The sequence below is a fragment of the Paenibacillus lycopersici genome, from assembly GCF_010119935.1.
GTDB classification, from domain to species: domain Bacteria; phylum Bacillota; class Bacilli; order Paenibacillales; family Paenibacillaceae; genus Paenibacillus_Z; species Paenibacillus_Z lycopersici.
Window position 1 is genome coordinate 2,419,263 of the sequence record NZ_CP048209.1, and the last position, 18,850, is coordinate 2,438,112.

Genomic DNA, 18,850 nt, shown 5'->3' on the forward strand with positions numbered 1-18,850 from the left:
CGTGCGCCTGGAGGATGCTCTGTTCAATTGGCTGCAAATTCAGCTTGTCGCCGAAGCCAGACCCGATGACCGCGCTGCTGCCGATACCCGCGATTTTTTTATGGATATATTGACGGAGGATCACGGCGTGACGAATTTGTCCGTACATAAGACAGACGATACGATGGTTCATCTGAAGTACGACAAGGATGGCCGCGCGAAGCTGCAGATGTACGACCGCGAAGCTGCGGAGCGGCTGCTCGCCGACATTATTCAGAACCCGAAATACAACTGAGGTGGACAACATGTCAAGGAAAGCGACACATGCCGTAAAAGCGAAGAAGAAGAATTATTGGCCGCGCCGCATCATGGCTGCCCTGCTCCTCGTGCTCGTCGGAGTCGCATGCTATCTCGGTTACCTGGTGTACGTATCGAAGAACGCGCTCGACGACATTACGACGGATGCCGACCCGACCGTCGTCATCGCACCGGAGCAGTCCGTCAAAGTGAAGCCGGTCGCGCTGATGCTGCTTGGCATGGATACGCGCAAGGAGACGGGCAGCCTCAATACGGACGTGATGATGATCGCGGCGATGAATCCGAAGACGAAGTCCGCCGTTGTCGTATCGATCCCGCGGGATTCCAGGATCGCGCTGAGCGGGTACAATACGCGGAAAGCGAATGCGTACTATGCCAAGTTTATTCAGCAGGAGAAGAAGGACGGGCTGAAATCGAAAGAGGCCGAACAGCAGGCGAAGAAGGATCTCCGGGCGATGTTCGGCAAATTCTTCGACATTCCGATCGACTATACCGCAACGATCAATTTCCAAGGCTTCTCGGATGTCGTGGACGCTCTGGGCGGGGTGACCGTGGACGTCGATATGGACATGCATTACGTCGACAATGCCGACGGCACGAAGATCAATCTGTCCAAAGGCCTTCAGAAGCTGAATGGCGACGACGCGCTTGATTTCGTCCGCTATCGCAAATCGAACGACGGCAAGAACATGTCCAGCGACTTCGACCGCAATCGCCGCGAAAGCCAGGTGCTCGGGCAAATCGCCGACAAGCTGAAATCGTTCTCCGGCGTCACGAAGATCGGCGGCGTCATCAAGGCGGTCGGCAACAATTTGCGAATGGACATTCCGACAGGCGAGGTCGAGAATTTAATGAAGACGTATTACGGCATCGGCGCTGGCGACATTACGTTCATTCCGCTGGAAGGCACGTGGAAGAGCCCGTACGTTTACTTAGATGAAGCGAAGCTGCAGGCGGCGAAGGATGCGCTGCGGGCAAAACTGGCTGAATGACGGTGGAAGAAGGGACAGCGCTATGCTATAATGGGGGCATCGGAGCATTCATGACACTGGGGGCAAGGAGGGCAAGCGGATGACCGAACCCGTCACAGCACTCACTGACGATTGGTATGGCGCACTGAATGACAATCCGTTCGTTCTTCTGCACACTATCGATGCGGACAGCGGTGTACCGACGTCCAGCGCAATCTCGTGGATTTATGCGGTCAACCGTACCACGCTGCGATTCGCGATCGACGGCCGCTCGCGCCTGACAGTGAACATGGCTTCGAAAGCCGAAGTAAGCATTACGCTGTTCGCGCCGGGAACCGTTCAAACGATCTACGGCACGGCAAGGCTTGTTTCGGAAGCCTTGGAAGAAGTACCCTTCAAGCTTGTCTGCTTCGACGTCGACATCGCCGCGATCCGGGATGCGATGTTCTACGGAGCGCGCTTGTCCGTTCAACCGGAAGTCGAGAAAACCTACAATAAACAAGCTGCGGACAAACTGGATGGACAGGTGTTCGCGGCCATGAGAAAAGCCTAGTGAATCTTCACTAGGCTTTTTCTGTCTATTGGCGTTTCTCGCGGTTGAGCGCATGGTTCGCATGCGAGTCTTTCGCGACTTTCTGCTCGAGCTCTTCTTTCGTCACCGCTTGCGGATCCTTCTTGATCGACTGAATGTCACGCGGCACTTGGGGAACGATCCGGCCGATAATATCCGCCATTTCTTCGCCGAAGCCGGCGATCGGACGGCCGCGTCTGATGTCGGCGCCGAGCTCTTTCAGCCTGGAGGAGAGATCGATGTCCGCGGTGACTATGGCGTCGATGCCGTACGGATCCTTGTGGAACGCTTCCGCAACGGCGTATTTGACCGTGCCGACGCGGGAACGGTCCAGATTGCCGGCAACGTCGATGCCGACGACCGCTTTATTTTTAAAGACAACGCAGTGCGCGTCCTTCACGCCCGGCACATGACGCGCCAGGCTTTCCAAATGCGCAGCAACTTGTTTTGGGCTGCTGATCTTTTGCTTCTGCGGGGCGCTTTGCTGCGCGCGAACGCGTTGATCATTTTGCGGAGAGGGTGATGTCTCATTGCGGGCGACAGTGTTGCAGCCTGCTGTCAGCATACAAAGGAGCATAGCAGGCACCAGCCATTTCCTCATATTCGCCACCTGACCTTTCTAAAGTGTGCATCTGTGCATCTTATGTCGAAGCCTTGGTCGCAAGCTCCGCTCACTGCTCGGGCATGCATCCCGCCTAGTTTGCCTTGAAGCGGGTTCCGCTATGTACGCCTTGAACGAAATTCCAACGCCAGGAGGTCTCACGATGAAAAAAATATTCGTGCTCGACACCAATGTTCTGCTCCATGACCCGCAAGCGATCTTTGCCTTCGAGGACAACGAGGTTATCATCCCCGCAGTGGTGTTGGAAGAGATCGACTCGAAGAAGAGACTCGCCGACGAGCTGGGCCGGAATGCAAGGCATGTATCCCGGCTGCTCGATCATATGCGCGAGAACGGGCATTTGCATGAGGGCATCGTGCTGGATAACGGAGGCGTGCTGAAGGTCGAGCTGAACCACCGGAGCTTCGTCCGCGTGCAGGAGATGTTCGGCGAGATGTCGAACGACAATCGCATTCTGGCGGTGGCCTTGAACTACCATCTGGAGGAGCAGGAGAGGGGAAGCGCGCGCCCGGTCATTATCGTCAGCAAGGACGTGCTCGTCCGCATTAAAGCGGATGTGCTCGGCGTCGAGGCCCAGGATTATCTGTCCGATCAAGTCGTGGCGCCGTCCGAGGTGTATGCGGGGTATTTGACGCTGAAGGTACATCCGGCGGTGATCGACGAGTTCTATACGTACCGGTTTCTGACGATCAAAAATTTACAGCTTAACCTACGGCTGCATCCGAACGAATTCGTCATTCTGAGAGACGAGATGGGCACGTCGAAGTCGGCGCTGCTGAAAGTGAGCCAGGACGCGGCCAGGTTGGAACCGCTCTATCTAAGCAACGATCCCGTGTGGGGCATTACCGCCCGCAACGCGCAGCAGCGCATGGCGCTGGAATTGCTGCTTAACGACGACATCCCGCTCGTGACGCTGACCGGCAAGGCGGGAACGGGCAAGACGCTGCTGGCGCTTGCCGCAGGGCTCATGAAGGTGGAGGATGAGCATAAATACAAGAAACTGCTGATCGCAAGGCCCGTCGTGCCGATGGGCAAGGATATCGGGTATTTACCGGGCGAGAAAGAAGAGAAGCTGCGTCCGTGGATGCAGCCGATTTACGATAATCTGGAATTCCTGTTCGATACGAAGAAGTCGGGCGACATCGATAAAATATTGATGGGACTCGGCAGCATTCAGGTCGAGGCGCTTACTTACATCCGGGGGCGGTCCATCCCGGGCCAGTTCATCATCGTCGACGAGGCGCAGAACTTGACCCGCCACGAGGTGAAGACGATCGTGTCGCGAGTAGGCGAGGGGAGCAAGATCGTGCTGATGGGCGATCCGGAGCAGATCGATCATCCGTATCTCGATTCCATCAGCAACGGGCTCACGCATATCGTGGAACGGTTCAAGCAGGAAGGCGTCAGCGGCCATATGACGCTGGAGAAGGGCGAGCGCTCCAAGCTCGCGCAGCTGGCGGCGGATTTGCTGTAACGGCGGCCGAACGGTTTACGCGGGATCCGCGGCGGGCTTGACAATCTCGAAGTCGCATCGATAGGCGCGTGCGATGCCCGCGATCAAATCAACCTGATGACGGTCGACGGCGAGCAGCCATCGGCCGTCTTCTTGCATAAGGGCGGCAATGGCATGTTCAATGGCTTGCTCCAGCGCCGGTTCGAATTCCCGATCGGGCTTGTCCGCTGCGGGAGCGCCATAAGCGGCATCGTCAGAGGCAGCCAGTTCGACGACGGCCGCAAGCTGGAGATCCAGGTAAGTACGACCGGCGTCCGCGCGAACACCGTAGTCGGTGAACAAGCGTTCGTTCGGCTGCCATTCGTCCGCGAGCTGCAGCCATATGCCGCGCTCGCAGACGATGCGCTGGCCGGACGCGAACAGCTCGATGACGTCGCAGTCCTCGGGCGTGCCCAGGAACAAGGTCGAATGATGCTGGTCAAGCACAACGACGGCTTCCGCGATATCGTCTATGAAGAGGTCGCGGTCTTCCGGCTCCCAATCGTTCGGCAAGTGCAGGTCCAAGCTGTATACGGTTCTCACGGGCAACACGTTCCTCTCGTTCATCGTCTCTTCAGTATGGCGAATATCGGCAGGAGATGCAATGAAATGTATAGCGACAAAAAAACGCTTTCTTGCTACAATTAAGGTTAGCCCAAATCGGCGAGGAGGGATAAGGTGTCTCGTAGAAAGGTAGTCATATTGCTGTTAAGCTTGTTCACGCTATGCGCGGCTTTGCTCGTTTCGCTGACCGGCAAGCCCGGATCGCCCGTTACGCCGTCGGACGATGGGACACCTTCCAGCCAGCAGCCGCAAGTCGATCATGGCGCCGCTAAGGAACGCAAGACGCTTTCGATAGCCGTCTCGATGGACGAGGCGGAATTTCAATATTGGAATAAGCGCAAGGATTGGTTCGAGCTCAACCATGCGAACATCGCGATTGCGCTGACGAATATTCGCGGGCTTGATCCCGACGACGCGCGGAAGACCGCTTCCGAAGCCGGCGAGCCGTTCGACGTTATGCTGCTCGATGACGACCGCGTGCGCGAATTCGCCATGCAGGGCTACTTGCTGCCTGTTGACGAGATCGTCACGGGCGATTCCGCCGCGGACTTGTTGGAAGCGCTCACAGGCATGGTGAAATGGAACGGCTCGCTCTGGGGCGTGCCGGTAGACAGCAATCCGCTGCTGAACGTATGGTCGCGGAAGCTGCTAAGCGCCGCAGGCGTGCAGGAACCGCCCAAAACGATGGAAGCGTTCAAAGCGCTGGCGGCCGCGTTGTCGACGGAGCATCCGGGCAATTTCAGCCCGTTCAATCTGAATACGTCGGACCCGCGCGACCTGTCCGCATGGCTCGGACTGTTCCCCGGGAATGCGGCGGCGGCCGCCGCCTTATCGCCGTTCACGGCGAGCCAGAAGGAGCAGCTGCGCTACGCGGCCGAGCATAATAGCGAGCTGCTTCGGTTCAATCCGCTGCTGCAGACGGAGAAGCTGATGCATGCCTTTCAGTCGCAGCAGCTGCTTAGCGCGGTCGTACCGTGGACGACGTACTTCGCCTTAACGGATGACGAGCGGTCGCTGCTGACGATCGGCTCCGCGAACGGACCGATCGTACGGACCGACGGCAGAAGCTTCGTGCTTACGGCGGAGACGGACAAGGCGGCGGAAGCGCGGGAATGGATTCAATATATGACGGGATCGTCCGCGGAGCTCGAGCGCTACCGGTTATTCGGCCGGCTTCCCGCGCGCGTCTCCGTGATGACGGGCGAATTCGAATACAATGCCGTCGCGGACAAGCCCCCGCATTTTCTGGCGCCGATGCTGAAGGAGACGGCAGCGGCCCCCGATCCGCCATGGCGCGAACGCTGGATCCGCTGGGAGTCGCTGAGCTCGTCGCTCGGCGGCAACTCCCAAGCCTTCGGTCCGGGCGAAGCGAACGCGTTGATCGCGCAATGGAACGGGGAGACCGACGGGCAAACGAAAGACGGCGCAGAAGCGCCGTCTCGGCAGGAAACCGGTAATGAATCGCAAGCACGCGGCGATGAGCCGAACGAGCCTAAAAATGAATCGAAAGGCCAATGATCAGGCTGCCGTCTTCTACGGCGACGGATTTGGCTTTGACGAACGATACGATCTCGGAGGGATTGAATCCGAGGTCGAATTGCCGTTCCAGCTGCTTGCGCGTCGTATCGGGCAGCGCCAGGCCGTTGAAGATCAGCTCGTCGACGTGGAACAGGATGGCCCCGTTCTTCTCCAGCGTATAATGGCCGGTCAGCTCGACTTCCAGGCTGTCGTTCTTGCCGGTAATGACGACGTTGCCTTGCTGGAAGGCGAAGGCGAAATTGTTGAAAATCGCGTCTTGGCCGCGCAGGAATTCGTTCAGCTTGCCGGCGGGAATCGTCAGCGTATAATTGAAGCCGTCGATCTTCAGCATGTCTTTGTCTTTCTCGACCCAGTTCGGGATTTTGCCCATCGCTTTGGACAGCGCTTTGAAATAACGGTTGACCTCGACGAGCCCGACTTTCTGCCAGTAATCGTTGTAATCGTCGATCAGCGCGCGCAGCTTGTCCGCATCCGAACGCCCGTTCAGCGTCGTATCGACTTCGTCTTGCAAGCCGGCGACCCGGTCGCGCTGCGTGCGGAGCCGCGTCTCGACCTCGTCCAGCTGAGCGGATTGCGCGTTCAGCGAAGCGATGCCGCGCTGAAGCGTCTTGTACTGCTTCGAATAGTCGTTCAACGTCTGCTTATCGTTCGAGAAGATATAATCGAAATAGTCGATGATCGTAAGAAGTCCGGATAAATTCCGCGCGGACAGCAGCGCGTTCAACAGGATGTCGCGTTCGCCGGTATAGTAGGCGCGAAGCACCTTGCCGGCATCCTCACGTTTCCGGTCAATGGCTTCCTCCTGCTTGGCGAGCTCGGTTCGCGAAGCGCTCAGCTTGGCTTGCACGCCGGCCTGCTCCTCCTGGATGCGCGCGATTTCTTTGTCGATCTCCACGACCGACAGGCTCTTCTCCAGCACGCTTCGAATCTCTTCGTCCTGTGGAACGGCCGGTTTGGCGGGCTCGGCGAGAGCGGGATAGATCGTCAGCCAGCCGGCCAGCACGGCAACGGCGAATGAGACGGCCCAGCGGCGTTTCGTTCCTTGCACGGTCGTCCCCCTTTCCGGCAATGATGGATGCACTACTATATGCGGATAATAGGTTTATTATATCTGGAACGTTCAAATTTGTCCCCGGTTCGGAGGAGCGTCGCAATGGGAAACTCGAAACGGCTTACGCAGTCTATCTTGCATACGATCGCGGCTTCCAATCGGCTCGGCTGGCTTGAGAAGCCTCCCGCGTCTGTCGGTGAAGGTATCCCGGCCATCACGTTTCATGATTATATGGCGATGTGCCTGTACGACGAGCGGGACGGTTATTACAAGAGCGGCCGCGTGCGCATCGGCAAAGAAGGCGACTTCTACACCAGCTCCGCCATCGGCTCCATCATGGGCGGGAAGCTGGCCGGGTATGCCGCGAAGCTCGCCGGAGGCCAGTCCCGTGCCGTGACGATCATGGAGTGGGGAGCGGGAACGGGCGCGTTGGCGCAGCAAATGCTGGCGGCGCTGGACGGGATTGAAGAGAACGGCACCGTCCCGGCTTGGCTTGCGGACGCGCGCTGGGTGCTCGTGGACGGCAATCCGGTTCATCTGGACGAAGCCCGAAGCCGGCTGGCCGGAAGGCTGTCCGGCAGCGCGGGCCCGGCGCTCGCGTTCATGACGCCGGAGGAGGCGGAAGCCGAGCTCGGCAGAAGCGGAGAGGATCGGTTCACGATCGTGATCGCCAACGAACTGCTGGATGCGATGCCGGTTCATCGCGTCGTCAAGCGCGGCGGCGCGTTGCGGGAGCTCGGCGTAGCGGCTGCGGAGGCCGGGCCGGATGCTCCCGGCACCGAAATGGCAGGATCGTTGGCAGGGCTGATCGATGGCGGGGCGGGGAGCGATTTCCGGTACGTCCATATGCCGTTGTCCGATGAGCGGATCGCCGCTGCGCTGCACAGAGACGGCGTCCGGCTGCGCGAAGGCCAGATCATGGAAGTGAACATGAACGCCGAACGGTGGATTGCGAAATTGGGCGGCCTGATCCGCCGCGGCTGCCTTATGCTCATCGATTACGGCCATGAAGCGGCAGAGCTCGCGGGGCCGCATCGCATGCAAGGCACGCTGCTGTGCTATAAGAACCATGTCGCGCGGGATGAGCCGCTGCTGGACCCCGGCGGCCAGGACATGACCGCGCACGTGAACTTCACGGCCTGCATGGCGGCCGGCGCGGCAGCGGGCTGGCGACGGCGCTACTACGGCACGCAGAAACAGTTTCTCGTCGACGAAGGGCTGTTGTCCGAGCTTGCGGACCATGACGGCACGAATCCGTTCGGCGAAGCGGCCAAGCGGAACCGGGCGATCCGTCAGCTGCTGCTCAGCGACGCGATGAGCGAGACGTTCAAGGTGCTGGCGCTGGACAAATAGACGATAGACGAATCGAAAAAAGGCTGTTCCGGAGAGCTTGTCTCCCGGAACAGCCTTTTGGCTATTTTGCTCAAGTAGTAAAGGTTCCGTCTATTTAGAATGGGTTCCCCATTACAAATACCGTCCAATACGTAAAGCTGACGAAGGCGATAAACATGTATCCCCAGAACATCAGCATGTAGGTTCTTTCGGTAAAGTTCAAATAGCCTAACAGGACAAACACAGCGGTCTGGATAAAGAACAAGATTGCCATCTCGTTCAAGTGGCCTGCAAACGCCATCAACGCGATTGCGAGCGTCCAAAAACCGAGCACTCGGAACATGCGTGCCATGATTTCTCCCCCTCTCGACAGTCTCTACCCGATTACTATTGCCCATTATAACGTTTCAGGTAACGACTGTAAACTGTTTCAATCGTGACGAATTGGCAAACTTTTTAAGTTGCGCGCGCCCGTTAAGACAAGTTTGCTTCAATTTACAGCAATTCATGTATGAGCCTAAAAAAAAATGGATATACAATTTAGTATCCGATAGATTCTATGAACTCTACCAAGGGCATAGAGATAAAGTAAGCGCCTAATGTTGGGAGGTTTTGGTTGCATGACAGCAGTGAGACAAGATGCCTGGAGCCCGGATGACGATCTTATTCTGGCCGAGGTCACGCTGCGGCACATTCGCGAAGGCAGCACGCAGCTAGCCGCATTCGAAGAAGTAGGTGAACGGATCGGCCGCACTTCGGCAGCCTGCGGCTTCCGCTGGAACAGCTGCGTCCGCAAGCGGTACGAGGATGCCATTCAGATCGCGAAGCAGCAGCGCCAGAAACGAAATTATATGAAGAAGCAAACGTATGCAACAGCCCCTCACGTTTCCTCTATCCATGTGGTGGACGCGGAGGAACGCGCATTCAAGAACGATCCGCTGACGGAAGAATCGTTGTCGATCGATTCCGTGATCCGGTTCTTGCGTCAATGGAAAGGCACGTATCAAGAGCTGAATCGTCAAATCAAGACGCTCGAGCGCGATCTGCGCGAGAAGGACGACGAGCTTCAGGAGCTGCGCGAGGTCAACGAGCGCTTGTCGCTTGAAGTGAACAATGCGCAGACCGATTACCGCGCCGTGAATGACGATTACAAAACGCTCATTCAAATCATGGACCGCGCCCGCCGGCTTACCGTCCTGACGGAAGAAGACGAGGCGAAGCCGAGATTCAAAATGGACGCCAACGGAAATTTGGAGCGCATCGAATAACAGGCTCTAACGGAAAATTGCATGGCATAACGCCCGTACGATTGCGGCCGCACACTTAAAATCTCTCCGTTCCTTGATTAAGGACGGCGGGATTTTTTAGTTTGTTTCTGTTACGATAGCCGTATACATTCCTACATACTGACGAATTTCGAGGTGGGCGAATGAAATATACCGTCGTCGGCGCCGGCGCAATCGGCCTGCTCTATGCGGCGAGACTTGCCATGGCAGGGGAAGAGGTGCTTGTCGTCACGCGGACGGACGAGCAGGCGCAGTCTTTAATGAAGAAAGGCTTGCTGTTCAAGGATGCTTCCGGCGCGGAGCACGGCCTGCGAATGGCCGCGCAGCCGGTCAGCCGCTTCTCGGCGGCCGGCGGACCGCCCGCGTTCGCACCCGGCTGCGTTCTGCTCGCGGTGAAGCAGCCCCATATAAGCGAAGAGCTGCTTCGGGGCTTGCGGCGCATCGTGCCGGCGGGGGTACCGCTGCTTGCGCTGCAGAACGGCATCGGTCATCTGGAACGGCTGCGGGACGCGCTGCCGCATTCCGCCGTCTATGCCGCCATTACGACGGAGGGGGCGCTGCGGCCGGACATGCGCTCGGTCATCCATACGGGGATCGGGCAACTGACATTCGGCGGATGGACCCCGGACAACCTGAGCGAGGGCGATTCCGACGCGCAAAAAATGTTGCTGCACGCGTTGATTCATGCAGGAATTCAGGCCATTCTGTCGAATGACATGAAAGATCAAGTTTTCCTAAAGTTGCTAATTAACGCAGTCGTCAATCCGCTAACGGCTATTTTCCAAGTGAAGAACGGCGAGCTGCCGCGCGATGCGTACCGGGCGAGAATGATGCGCGCCCTCCATGACGAGAGCGTCGCGATTCTGCGCGCGGCAGGCATGGCCGGCCATGACGGCTTATGGGAGCGGCTGCTCGAGGTTTGCGCCGCGACCGCGGCCAACGAGTCCTCCATGCTGCGGGACGTGCGCGCCGGACGGGCGACGGAGATCAGCTGGATCAACGGCGGAATCATCCGCTATGCCGAACGGCTCGGCCTGCCGTCGCGGATGAACGAAGCCGTGCTTGCGTTAGTCGAGGCATTGAACGCTTCTTAATCGTCTATAGAGGAGGAACGGAGAGATGCAGTGGATTTGGGAGAGCTTCAAGCATATCTATGCCCTCTTGGCCGTCCTTCCCGCCATTCCGTTTCTGCTGGTCTACTTCGGCTATGCCGCCGTCACCGGCGATCGCAAGAAAGCGTTCCGCCTGGCGATGGACGTGACGACGGCGCTGCTGATCGGCTGCGTCGCCGTGCTGTTCAACCGGATCTTCGACAGCAGCTTCGGGCTGTACGGCATCCTGCTGATTCTGCTGCTCGGCGGCGGACTGCTGGGCAACGCCCAGTACCGGTTGAAGGGCAAGCTCGATATGTCCCGCATCATGCGCGCGATCTGGCGGCTCGGTTTCTTCCTCATGAGCTTCTGCTACGTCATTCTGATGTTCATCGGCATCGGCAAGAGCTTGTTCGCGGCCTGATCCGCCATGCGTCACCGCCCGGAAGGTGAGGGCTATCGCGCATCGGCATGCATAGGTTCCGATTACAGCCGGAATAGACAGATTCTTATTGTCGGCACAATCAGCCTCCAAACGCGGTCATTCTTCTTCGAATGGCTTCGATTGGAGGTTTTCTTATTTTGACGGTTGTGGAATCTATGTGTACAATAAATGAGAAAAACCCGCACTCCATTATTAGCTTGTAAACCGGAGAAAGAAAGGTAGAGACTGCCCGATGAGAACAGAGCAGATCCAGCTGCCTTTCAGTCAACCGATCGCCGAAGCTTACATAAAGCGAAGCCACCCCGGGATTGAAGGATTATTCGGCAGTCATCCCGCTGAGGAAACGCATTGGCACCGACGCTTGAATTGGCTGAAAGCTCATGCAGACAAACGCGTAGAGCCCGAACGTCTTGCAGAGGCATTGCTGGCGTACAATAAAGAAATGAATGATCACCCCGCGGTCATGACGAACATCGAAGCCATCCGGTCGGGCGCGCCGGTCGTCGTTACCGGCCAGCAGGCGGGACTGTGGACAGGCCCGCTGCTCGTGATACATAAAGCCGTAACGGCCATCGCGGCAGCCAAGGACGCCGCGCGGTTGACGGGAACGAACGTCGTCCCCGTGTTCTGGATCGCCGGCGAGGATCATGACTGGGACGAAGCGAATCACGCTTACGTTCGCAGCGGCGAGACCGGGCTTGCCCGGATTTCCGTCCCGCGGCCGAAAGGCGGACGCACGTCGGTCAGCCGCACGAAGCTTGCGTCCTCCGACCTCTCGGAAGCGCTCGCACGACTGAGCGCATCGCTGCCGGATTCAGGCTTCAAGCGCGAGCTGCTCGAGACGCTGGAAGGCTTCGCGGCGCGCTGCGACGACTTGTCGGCGTGGTTCGCCCTGACGATGGGCTGGCTGTTCGGCAGACACGGTCTCGTGCTGCTGGACGCCGACCATCCGGATGTTCGCGCGCTGGAAGCGCCGATGTTCGTGCAGCTCCTCGAACGCAACGACGAGCTGGAAGGCGCCTACATGCGCGCCGCCGGCACGCTGCGGGAACTCGGCTTCGAGCCTTCGGCGGACGTCGCCGAGCATTGCGCGAACTTGTTCCTGTTCGCGGAGGAGGAGCGGACGCTGCTGTTTAAATTCAGCGGCCAGGACGGACAAGCCGTTCCGGGCGGCGAATTCCGCAACCGCAAGGAGAGCTTCCGCATATCGCGCGATGAGCTGATGCGCATTGCGGAGCAGGAGCCGCAGCGGCTCAGCAACAACGTGCTGACGCGCCCGCTGATGCAGGATTACGTGCTGCCCGTGCTCGGCGCCGTGCTCGGTCCGGGCGAAATCGCCTATTGGACGCTGACGGGCGAAGCGTTCCGATGTCTGGGCATGGAGATGCCGCTCATCATTCCCCGGATGTCCTACACGCTCGTCGACGGGACAACCGAGAAGCATATGGAGAAGTACGGCCTCAGCTTCGACGAGGTCATGCATCGTTACGATGCGCATCGGTCGCGCTGGCTGAAGGAACGCGACGAGCTGGACATCGAAGGCCGTTTCGAAGAAGCGAGGAAGCAGTTCGAGACGATGTACGGCCCGGTCATGGATTTGTCCGCTTCGCTCGATAAGGGACTTGAAGCGCTCGCTTCCAACAATCTGCGCCGGATTCAGGATCAGATCTCGTATCTGGAGAAGCGCACGAAGGAAGCGCACGCGAGACGGTTCGACGCCGCGCTGCGGCAGCAGGACGGCGTCGCGCTGGCGCTGTGGCCCGAAGGCCAGCCGCAGGAGCGGGTGCTGTGCATGGTGGATTTCTGGAACCGCTTCGGTTCCGTTTGGCTCGATCAACTGCTGGATGCGCCGTACGACAGATCGGGCGGCCATCATTTGATTTATCTATAAACGAGAGGAAGTTGCACAATGACGGTAAACGCGAAGCAGAACAGCATCGTGCGGGATATGGCGCTCGCGCCGGAAGGCCATCTGAAAATCGATTGGGTCGCGGCGCATATGCCCGTCCTGAACCGGATCCGGGAGCAATTCGAGAAGGAGCAGCCGTTCAAGGGGCTGAAGGTGGCGATTTCGCTTCACCTGGAAGCGAAGACCGCCTATCTGGCGAAAGTCGTGCAGGCCGGCGGCGCGGAAGTGACGATCACGGGAAGCAACCCGCTGTCGACGCAGGACGACGTGTGCGCGGCGCTCGTGGAAGACGGCATTACCGTCTTCGCCAAATACAATCCCGAGCCGAAAGAATATAAGGAGCTGCTGATCAAAGCGCTCGAAACGAAGCCCGATCTCATTATCGACGACGGCGGCGACCTTGTATCGATTCTGCATGCGGAGCGTCCGGAGCTGATGGCGCAAATCCGCGGCGGCGCGGAAGAAACGACGACCGGCATCCTTCGCCTGAAAGCGATGGAGAAGGACGGCTCGCTGAGCTTCCCGATGGTGGCCGTGAACGATGCGTACTGCAAGTACTTGTTCGACAATCGTTACGGCACCGGCCAGTCCGTCTGGGACGGCATCAACCGGACGACGAACCTTGTCGTTGCGGGCAAAACCGTCGTCGTCGTCGGCTACGGCTGGTGCGGCAAAGGCGTGGCGATGCGCGCGAAAGGACTCGGCGCGCAAGTGATCGTAACGGAGATCGACGCGATCCGCGCCGTCGAGGCGCATATGGACGGCTTCACCGTCCTGCCGATGATCGAAGCGGCGAAGCTCGGCGACTTCTTCGTTACCGTGACCGGCAACCGCGACGTCATTCGCGGCGAGCATTACGAGGTGATGAAGAACGGCGCGATTCTGTCCAACGCCGGTCATTTCGACGTGGAAGTGAACAAGCCGGAGCTGGAGGCGATGTCCGCCAGCAAGCGCGTCGTTCGCCGCAACATCGAGGAGTATCAGCTGAAAGACGGACGCAGCGTTTATTTGCTCGCGGAAGGCCGTCTCGTCAATCTTGCCGCAGGCGACGGGCATCCGGCGGAAATCATGGACATGACGTTCGCGCTGCAGGCGATGTCGCTCAAGTACGTGAACGACAACTACGAGGCGATCGGCAAGAAAGTCGTCAACGTGCCGTATGCGCTTGACGAGCAGGTCGCGCGCTACAAGCTGGAAGCGATCGGCACCGGCATCGACAAGCTGACGGACGAGCAGAAGTCGTACCTCGACAGCTGGCAAGAGCACTGAAGCTGCGCCGATAGACCGAATTACGGAGGAGTTCGCGGCGCGGAGCTGCGGATTCCTGCTTGAGGGAAGGAATTTGCGGCTTTGCAAGGCGCGGAGCTGCGAAATTCTGCCTGAGGGAAGGAATTGTCTAGGGAAGGATTCAAGGGAATTCGCGGGTGAGTGAGAGCTGTGCCAGAAGACAACTCGTGATATTTCAAGCCTTGCGTAGAATCGAATCTCTTCGAATAAAAGACCTCTAATAGGACCTCGGAAATCCGCTCTTCAGCGGAAGCCGAGGTCCTTTCGCGTGTGCATCGGGCTATTCCGATGTCATGCGGGCACATATGGGACAGCCTCCGGACGTTCGCGGCACGCGCCTCGGACGCCGTGACCAGCTGCAACATTCCCAAGCGAAGCCGCGTCAAGGAAGGAGAACGGCAAACCAAATATAGGGGGTCATTCCAATGTTAAGAAAGGGGCAGGAGTCAAAGAGACGTTGGACGGGCAGGACGATGCTGACTTCAATGGCCGGCATGCTGCTGGCGACATGGATGCTGACCGGATGTTCGGCGTCGAACGGCGATAGGAACGCCGCGGCAAGCAACGGCGGCAGCCATGCCGCCGCATCGGAGTCGGCTCCGATGGCGAAGACGACAGATGGTTTCAGCGCCGATGCTTCTTCCGCGAAGTCCGACTCTGCTGCCGGGGACGATGCAAAGTCAAGCATGAACCAGGCTGCCGTTGCCGATAGCGATGCCGCAATGCCGGCCTCTGCCGGATCGGGAACCGCCTTGCAGCCGGAAGACAGCGCGAATCAAGGCTTCGAGCGGAAGATCGTTTACCGGGGCAATGTCGCCATGGAGGTCGAATCTTACGATGAAGCGCAGACGGCGCTTCGTAATCTGATTCATCTCTCCGGCGGGTATTTGCTTAACTTCTCGGATCAGAAAACGGACGCGGAACGGGGTGGCACCTTCACGGTCAAGGTCCCGGCCTCCGGATTCGACGGGTTTCTGAGCGGGCTGGAGAAAATCGAGCATGCCAGCTACGAAAGCAGCGCCAAAGGAACGGACGTCACGCAAGAATACGTCGATCTGCAGGCTCGTCTCAAGGCGCGGCAGGTGGTCGAGGCGCGGCTGCTCGACTTCATGGCGAAGGCGACGAAGACGGCCGACCTGCTGCAAATTTCCGGACAGCTGGGCGATGTGCAGACGGAAATCGAGCAAATCAAAGGCCGAATCCGCTACCTGGATAACAACGTCGCGTACTCGACGATCGATCTTCGGTTGTACGAGGTGATCAAACCCGCGCAGGCGGCGGACATAGCGAAGCGGGGATTCGGCAAGCGAATCACGGAAGCGGCGGCAAGCAGCGTGGAGGTGATGTACGCGTTCCTGCAGGGCGTAATCGTCGTAATCGCCGGCGCATTGCCTGTGCTGGCAGTACTCGCCCTGATCGGTATACCGGGCTACGGCATCTACAGGAAGGTGAATCGCAAGCGGATATCGGAGCGATTGACGACGGTTCCAATGTCGCAAGAACCAGCGCCACCTACACCTGCGTTACAAGAAACAACGTCACAAGAGCCAGCCTCTCAAGAACCAAATTCCCGAGAACCTTAACTCCCGCGCCGCCGAAGCAAGTGCGGCTTACTCACGAGCAGCCTGAGTGGCAGCAATCGACTCATGAGCAGTCTAGCAGCAGCAATCGACTCAAGAGCAGCCTGCGGCCAATCGATTCATGAGTATCCTAGCAGCAGATCTCTAGCAGCCTGAGCGGCAGCTATCCGACTCTCGAGCCGTCGAAACCAGGCGGCGAAATTGACCATCGAAGGCCGCCAAGACAACCATTGAAGGCTGCTTATTGAATACGGCGCGCTTGAAGAGCCGCATCCCTACTCGTTCGCGACATGGGGATGCGGCTCTTTGCGCATGTTCGCCGCGCACCGTTCGCGGGCGCGCAGCATGGCGCAGGCGACGGCGGCTTTCTTCGCCATGCCGCGCCGCTCATCGGCGCCGGCTGACGCGAACCGCGGATCGCCCGCAAGCGAGAGCAGCGCCTGCTCGCTGGCCGCAGCCGCATCGGATGCGTTGTCAAGCACGTAGAACGCGATCTGATAACAGTAATGCTCGACGCTTCGCAGCAAGGTGGATTTATCGTGCAAGGCGGTAATGCCGTTCATGGGCAGGCCCCCCGGATGATTCTGTATTCACGGCGATCGCATGCGGGTCAAGCGGAACGATTCAAGCGGCCTGGCGCGCAAACCGGATCCGGATAATCGAGGAGTCTCCCCCGCATGGACTGCCGATTACAGTTTACACGAATGAGAATAGGAAAAGGTTTCAAATTTGTAACAAGATTAATCCCCTAAATTAATTTCGGGGAAATGATGGCCGTCAAGCAGGAATTAATGGCCAGGTGGCGAATACATGAACCTGAGTGGTGAAATGTGGGGCCAAGTGGTGGATCTAGGGGGAGAGGTGGAGCGGTCAATGTTCATGGGCGAGTTTCAGCATAGCATCGATGACAAAGGCCGCATCATTATCCCCGTTAAATTCCGCGAACAGCTCGGCGAACACTTCGTCGTCACTCGCGGTCTCGACAACTGCCTGTTCGTCTATCCCCTAACCGAATGGAGCCAATTGGAGCAGAAGCTGAAAACGCTGCCGATGATGAAGTCGGACGCGCGGGCGTTTTCACGGTTCTTCTTCTCCGGCGCCACGGAATGCGAGCTGGATAAACAGGGAAGGGTAAACTTACCGAATACGCTGTGCGAATATGCCAAGCTGGACCGGGACTGCGTCGTCTTGGGCGTATCGAACCGGGTGGAGATTTGGAGCAAGGCGATTTGGGAGAGTTATTTCAAGCAGTCGGAAGAGACGTTCAACGAGATTGCGGAGAAGCTGGTCGATTTTGATTTTAATTTCTAGCCGTTGCCGGGTACGATCGTACCGGCAAGCGGCGGCTACCTGAGAGCCGGGAGGATAACATCATGTTTCAACATATAACGGTGCTCAAGGAAGAAGCGGTTGACGGACTTGCGATTAAACCGGACGGCATTTATGTGGATTGCACCTTGGGCGGAGCCGGTCATAGCGAGCTTATCGCTTCACGGCTTGGGCCCGGCGGACGTCTGATCGCGCTGGATCAGGACGATTGGGCGCTGGACAACGCCAAAATTCGATTGGCGGCTTACATGGATCGAGTGACGCTCGTGAAGAGCAACTTTCGCTATTTGGCGAAAGTATTGAGAGAGTTGAATATCGCCGGCGTAGACGGCGTCCTGTTCGACCTCGGCGTGTCGAGCCCGCAGCTCGACGAGGGAGAACGCGGCTTCAGCTACAATCATGACGCGCCGCTCGACATGCGGATGGATCAGGACGGCATGCTGACGGCGAACGATATCGTGAACACTTGGGATGAACGCGAAATTGCCCGGATCATTACGAACTACGGGGAAGAGAAATTCGCCAGATCGATCGCCCGCAAGCTGGTCGCGGCCAGGGAGAAGGCGCCGATCGAGACGACCGGCGAGCTGGTCGAGATTATCAAGTCCGCCATTCCGGCGGCGGCGAGGCGCACGGGACCGCATCCCGCGAAACGGACGTTCCAGGCGCTGCGAATCGCGGTGAACGACGAGCTCGGCGCGGAGGAGACGGCCTTGGAACAGACGGTCGACGTGCTCAATCCGGGCGGAAGAGCGTCGGTCATTACGTTTCATTCGCTGGAGGACCGTATTTGCAAGCAGCTGTTCGCCAAATATGTGGAGAAATGCACCTGTCCGCCGGATTTTCCGTTGTGCGTGTGCGGCGGAGGCAACGGGAAGCTTAAGCTGGTGTCCCGCAAGCCGATCGTCCCGAGCGAGGCGGAGCTGGAGCAGAATCCCCGGTCGCGCTCCGCGAAGCTGCGCGTGGCCGAGAAGCTGTAGCGGCTGCGGAACGAAATTTGTCAAACATGAATGAACACATAGAGTAGCACACACCGAGCAAGAAGGAGAGAGGGAACGCATATGGCCTATATCAATGGAAATCTCGCGATGCAGCCGAAGCGAAAGCCGGAACGGCAGCCTTCCTACCGCGAGACGAAGAAGGTCGTCACCAGACGCAAGCCGATTCCCGTCCAGGAGAAGCTGTTGTATCTGTTCACGATTCTCGTATGCGTCGTCGTAGCGGGCGTCATTATATTCCGTTACGCGCAAATCTATCAGATGGAGCAGGAAATCGCGACGCTGTCCGCCAAGCAGACTAAGCTGGAAGAACAAATCGCCACGTTAACGACGCAGAAGGAAATCGCGAACGATCCGAAGACGCTGATGGAAAAAGCCAAGGAGCAAGGAATGGTCAAGGCGGACGAAAAAGACGATAATTCGGTTAAAGTCACCGTGCCTGCTTCCACTGACGAGACAACGCTTGCCAACAAGGATTAGGTGAAG

General features: G+C 58.3%; 20 protein-coding genes. 15 read left to right on the forward strand and 5 right to left on the reverse strand.

Annotated features, from left to right (window positions below):
- Position 1: 1 nt before the first annotated feature.
- The 3 genes from GXP70_RS10495 (at position 2) to GXP70_RS10505 (ending at position 1,821) form a co-directional block, all read left to right on the forward strand.
- Positions 2–274 (forward strand): hypothetical protein, encoded by a 273-nt coding sequence (locus GXP70_RS10495; protein WP_162356455.1) that lies wholly within the window; start codon positions 2–4, stop codon positions 272–274.
- 10 nt (positions 275–284) lie between these two features.
- Positions 285–1,289, forward strand: coding sequence for an LCP family protein (locus GXP70_RS10500; RefSeq protein WP_225442752.1), 1,005 nt, complete (start codon positions 285–287; stop codon positions 1,287–1,289).
- Positions 1,290–1,368: 79 nt separating this feature from the next.
- Positions 1,369–1,821: a PNPOx family protein gene (locus GXP70_RS10505; protein WP_162356457.1), complete on the forward strand. Its 453-nt coding sequence runs from the start codon at positions 1,369–1,371 to the stop codon at positions 1,819–1,821.
- A 25-nt stretch (positions 1,822–1,846) separates the two neighbouring features.
- On the opposite strand, the gene GXP70_RS10510 is transcribed toward GXP70_RS10505, so the two are convergent.
- Entirely contained in the window at positions 1,847–2,440 is a 594-nt protein-coding gene (locus tag GXP70_RS10510; protein ID WP_162356459.1) for a YhcN/YlaJ family sporulation lipoprotein, read from the reverse strand.
- Positions 2,441–2,603: 163 nt separating this feature from the next.
- On the opposite strand from GXP70_RS10510, the gene GXP70_RS10515 reads away from it, so the two are divergent.
- Positions 2,604–3,935 carry a PhoH family protein gene (locus tag GXP70_RS10515; protein WP_162356461.1) on the forward strand — a complete coding sequence of 444 codons (1,332 nt, stop codon included), beginning with the start codon at positions 2,604–2,606 and terminating at the stop codon, positions 3,933–3,935.
- A gap of 15 nt (positions 3,936–3,950) precedes the next feature.
- On the opposite strand, the gene GXP70_RS10520 is transcribed toward GXP70_RS10515, so the two are convergent.
- Positions 3,951–4,496, reverse strand: coding sequence for a hypothetical protein (locus tag GXP70_RS10520; RefSeq protein ID WP_162356462.1), 546 nt, complete (start codon positions 4,494–4,496; stop codon positions 3,951–3,953).
- A gap of 135 nt (positions 4,497–4,631) precedes the next feature.
- On the opposite strand from GXP70_RS10520, the gene GXP70_RS10525 reads away from it, so the two are divergent.
- The gene (locus tag GXP70_RS10525) at positions 4,632–6,035 is read left to right on the forward strand and encodes an ABC transporter substrate-binding protein (protein WP_162356463.1); all 1,404 of its coding nucleotides are present in this window, start codon (positions 4,632–4,634) and stop codon (positions 6,033–6,035) included.
- Here GXP70_RS10525 and GXP70_RS10530 read toward each other — a convergent pair.
- On the reverse strand, positions 6,010–7,104 hold the full coding sequence (locus GXP70_RS10530) for a coiled-coil domain-containing protein (RefSeq protein ID WP_162356464.1): 1,095 nt from the start codon (positions 7,102–7,104) through the stop codon (positions 6,010–6,012). The genes GXP70_RS10525 and GXP70_RS10530 overlap by 26 nt on opposite strands.
- Before the next feature lie 105 nt (positions 7,105–7,209).
- Between GXP70_RS10530 and GXP70_RS10535 the strand changes: the two genes are divergently transcribed.
- The gene (locus tag GXP70_RS10535) at positions 7,210–8,460 is read left to right on the forward strand and encodes a class I SAM-dependent methyltransferase (protein WP_162356466.1); all 1,251 of its coding nucleotides are present in this window, start codon (positions 7,210–7,212) and stop codon (positions 8,458–8,460) included.
- Positions 8,461–8,554: 94 nt separating this feature from the next.
- Here the strand turns inward: GXP70_RS10535 and GXP70_RS10540 are convergent, their stop codons facing one another.
- Positions 8,555–8,791 carry a DUF2626 domain-containing protein gene (locus GXP70_RS10540; protein WP_162356467.1) on the reverse strand — a complete coding sequence of 79 codons (237 nt, stop codon included), beginning with the start codon at positions 8,789–8,791 and terminating at the stop codon, positions 8,555–8,557.
- Positions 8,792–9,059: 268 nt separating this feature from the next.
- Here GXP70_RS10540 and GXP70_RS10545 point away from each other — a divergent pair, with 268 nt between their 5' ends.
- The 6 genes from GXP70_RS10545 (at position 9,060) to GXP70_RS10570 (ending at position 16,040) form a co-directional block, all read left to right on the forward strand.
- Positions 9,060–9,707 (forward strand): RsfA family transcriptional regulator, encoded by a 648-nt coding sequence (locus GXP70_RS10545; protein WP_162356469.1) that lies wholly within the window; start codon positions 9,060–9,062, stop codon positions 9,705–9,707.
- A gap of 161 nt (positions 9,708–9,868) precedes the next feature.
- On the forward strand, positions 9,869–10,819 hold the full coding sequence (locus GXP70_RS10550; protein ID WP_162356471.1) for a ketopantoate reductase family protein: 951 nt from the start codon (positions 9,869–9,871) through the stop codon (positions 10,817–10,819).
- Between the two features lie 25 nt (positions 10,820–10,844).
- Positions 10,845–11,240, forward strand: a complete 396-nt coding sequence (locus GXP70_RS10555; RefSeq protein ID WP_162356473.1) for a DUF3397 domain-containing protein — start codon at positions 10,845–10,847, stop codon at positions 11,238–11,240.
- Between the two features lie 253 nt (positions 11,241–11,493).
- The gene (gene bshC, locus GXP70_RS10560; RefSeq protein ID WP_162356475.1) at positions 11,494–13,152 is read left to right on the forward strand and encodes a bacillithiol biosynthesis cysteine-adding enzyme BshC; all 1,659 of its coding nucleotides are present in this window, start codon (positions 11,494–11,496) and stop codon (positions 13,150–13,152) included.
- An 18-nt stretch (positions 13,153–13,170) separates the two neighbouring features.
- Positions 13,171–14,439: an adenosylhomocysteinase gene (locus GXP70_RS10565; protein WP_162356476.1), complete on the forward strand. Its 1,269-nt coding sequence runs from the start codon at positions 13,171–13,173 to the stop codon at positions 14,437–14,439.
- 443 nt (positions 14,440–14,882) lie between these two features.
- Positions 14,883–16,040 carry a DUF4349 domain-containing protein gene (locus GXP70_RS10570; RefSeq protein ID WP_162356478.1) on the forward strand — a complete coding sequence of 386 codons (1,158 nt, stop codon included), beginning with the start codon at positions 14,883–14,885 and terminating at the stop codon, positions 16,038–16,040.
- Positions 16,041–16,312: 272 nt separating this feature from the next.
- Here GXP70_RS10570 and GXP70_RS10575 read toward each other — a convergent pair whose 3' ends face one another.
- A complete protein-coding gene (locus GXP70_RS10575) occupies positions 16,313–16,600 on the reverse strand; it encodes a hypothetical protein (protein ID WP_162356480.1) in 288 nt (95 codons plus the stop codon).
- A gap of 310 nt (positions 16,601–16,910) precedes the next feature.
- Between GXP70_RS10575 and mraZ the strand changes: the two genes are divergently transcribed.
- From mraZ to GXP70_RS10590, 3 genes are all read left to right on the forward strand, one after another.
- Complete coding sequence (gene mraZ / locus GXP70_RS10580) at positions 16,911–17,348, forward strand: division/cell wall cluster transcriptional repressor MraZ (RefSeq protein WP_162360414.1); 438 nt, start codon at positions 16,911–16,913, stop codon at positions 17,346–17,348.
- Between the two features lie 62 nt (positions 17,349–17,410).
- Complete coding sequence (rsmH, locus tag GXP70_RS10585) at positions 17,411–18,346, forward strand: 16S rRNA (cytosine(1402)-N(4))-methyltransferase RsmH (protein WP_162356482.1); 936 nt, start codon at positions 17,411–17,413, stop codon at positions 18,344–18,346.
- A gap of 81 nt (positions 18,347–18,427) precedes the next feature.
- Positions 18,428–18,844, forward strand: a complete 417-nt coding sequence (locus GXP70_RS10590; protein WP_162356484.1) for a septum formation initiator family protein — start codon at positions 18,428–18,430, stop codon at positions 18,842–18,844.
- Positions 18,845–18,850 lie beyond the last annotated feature (6 nt).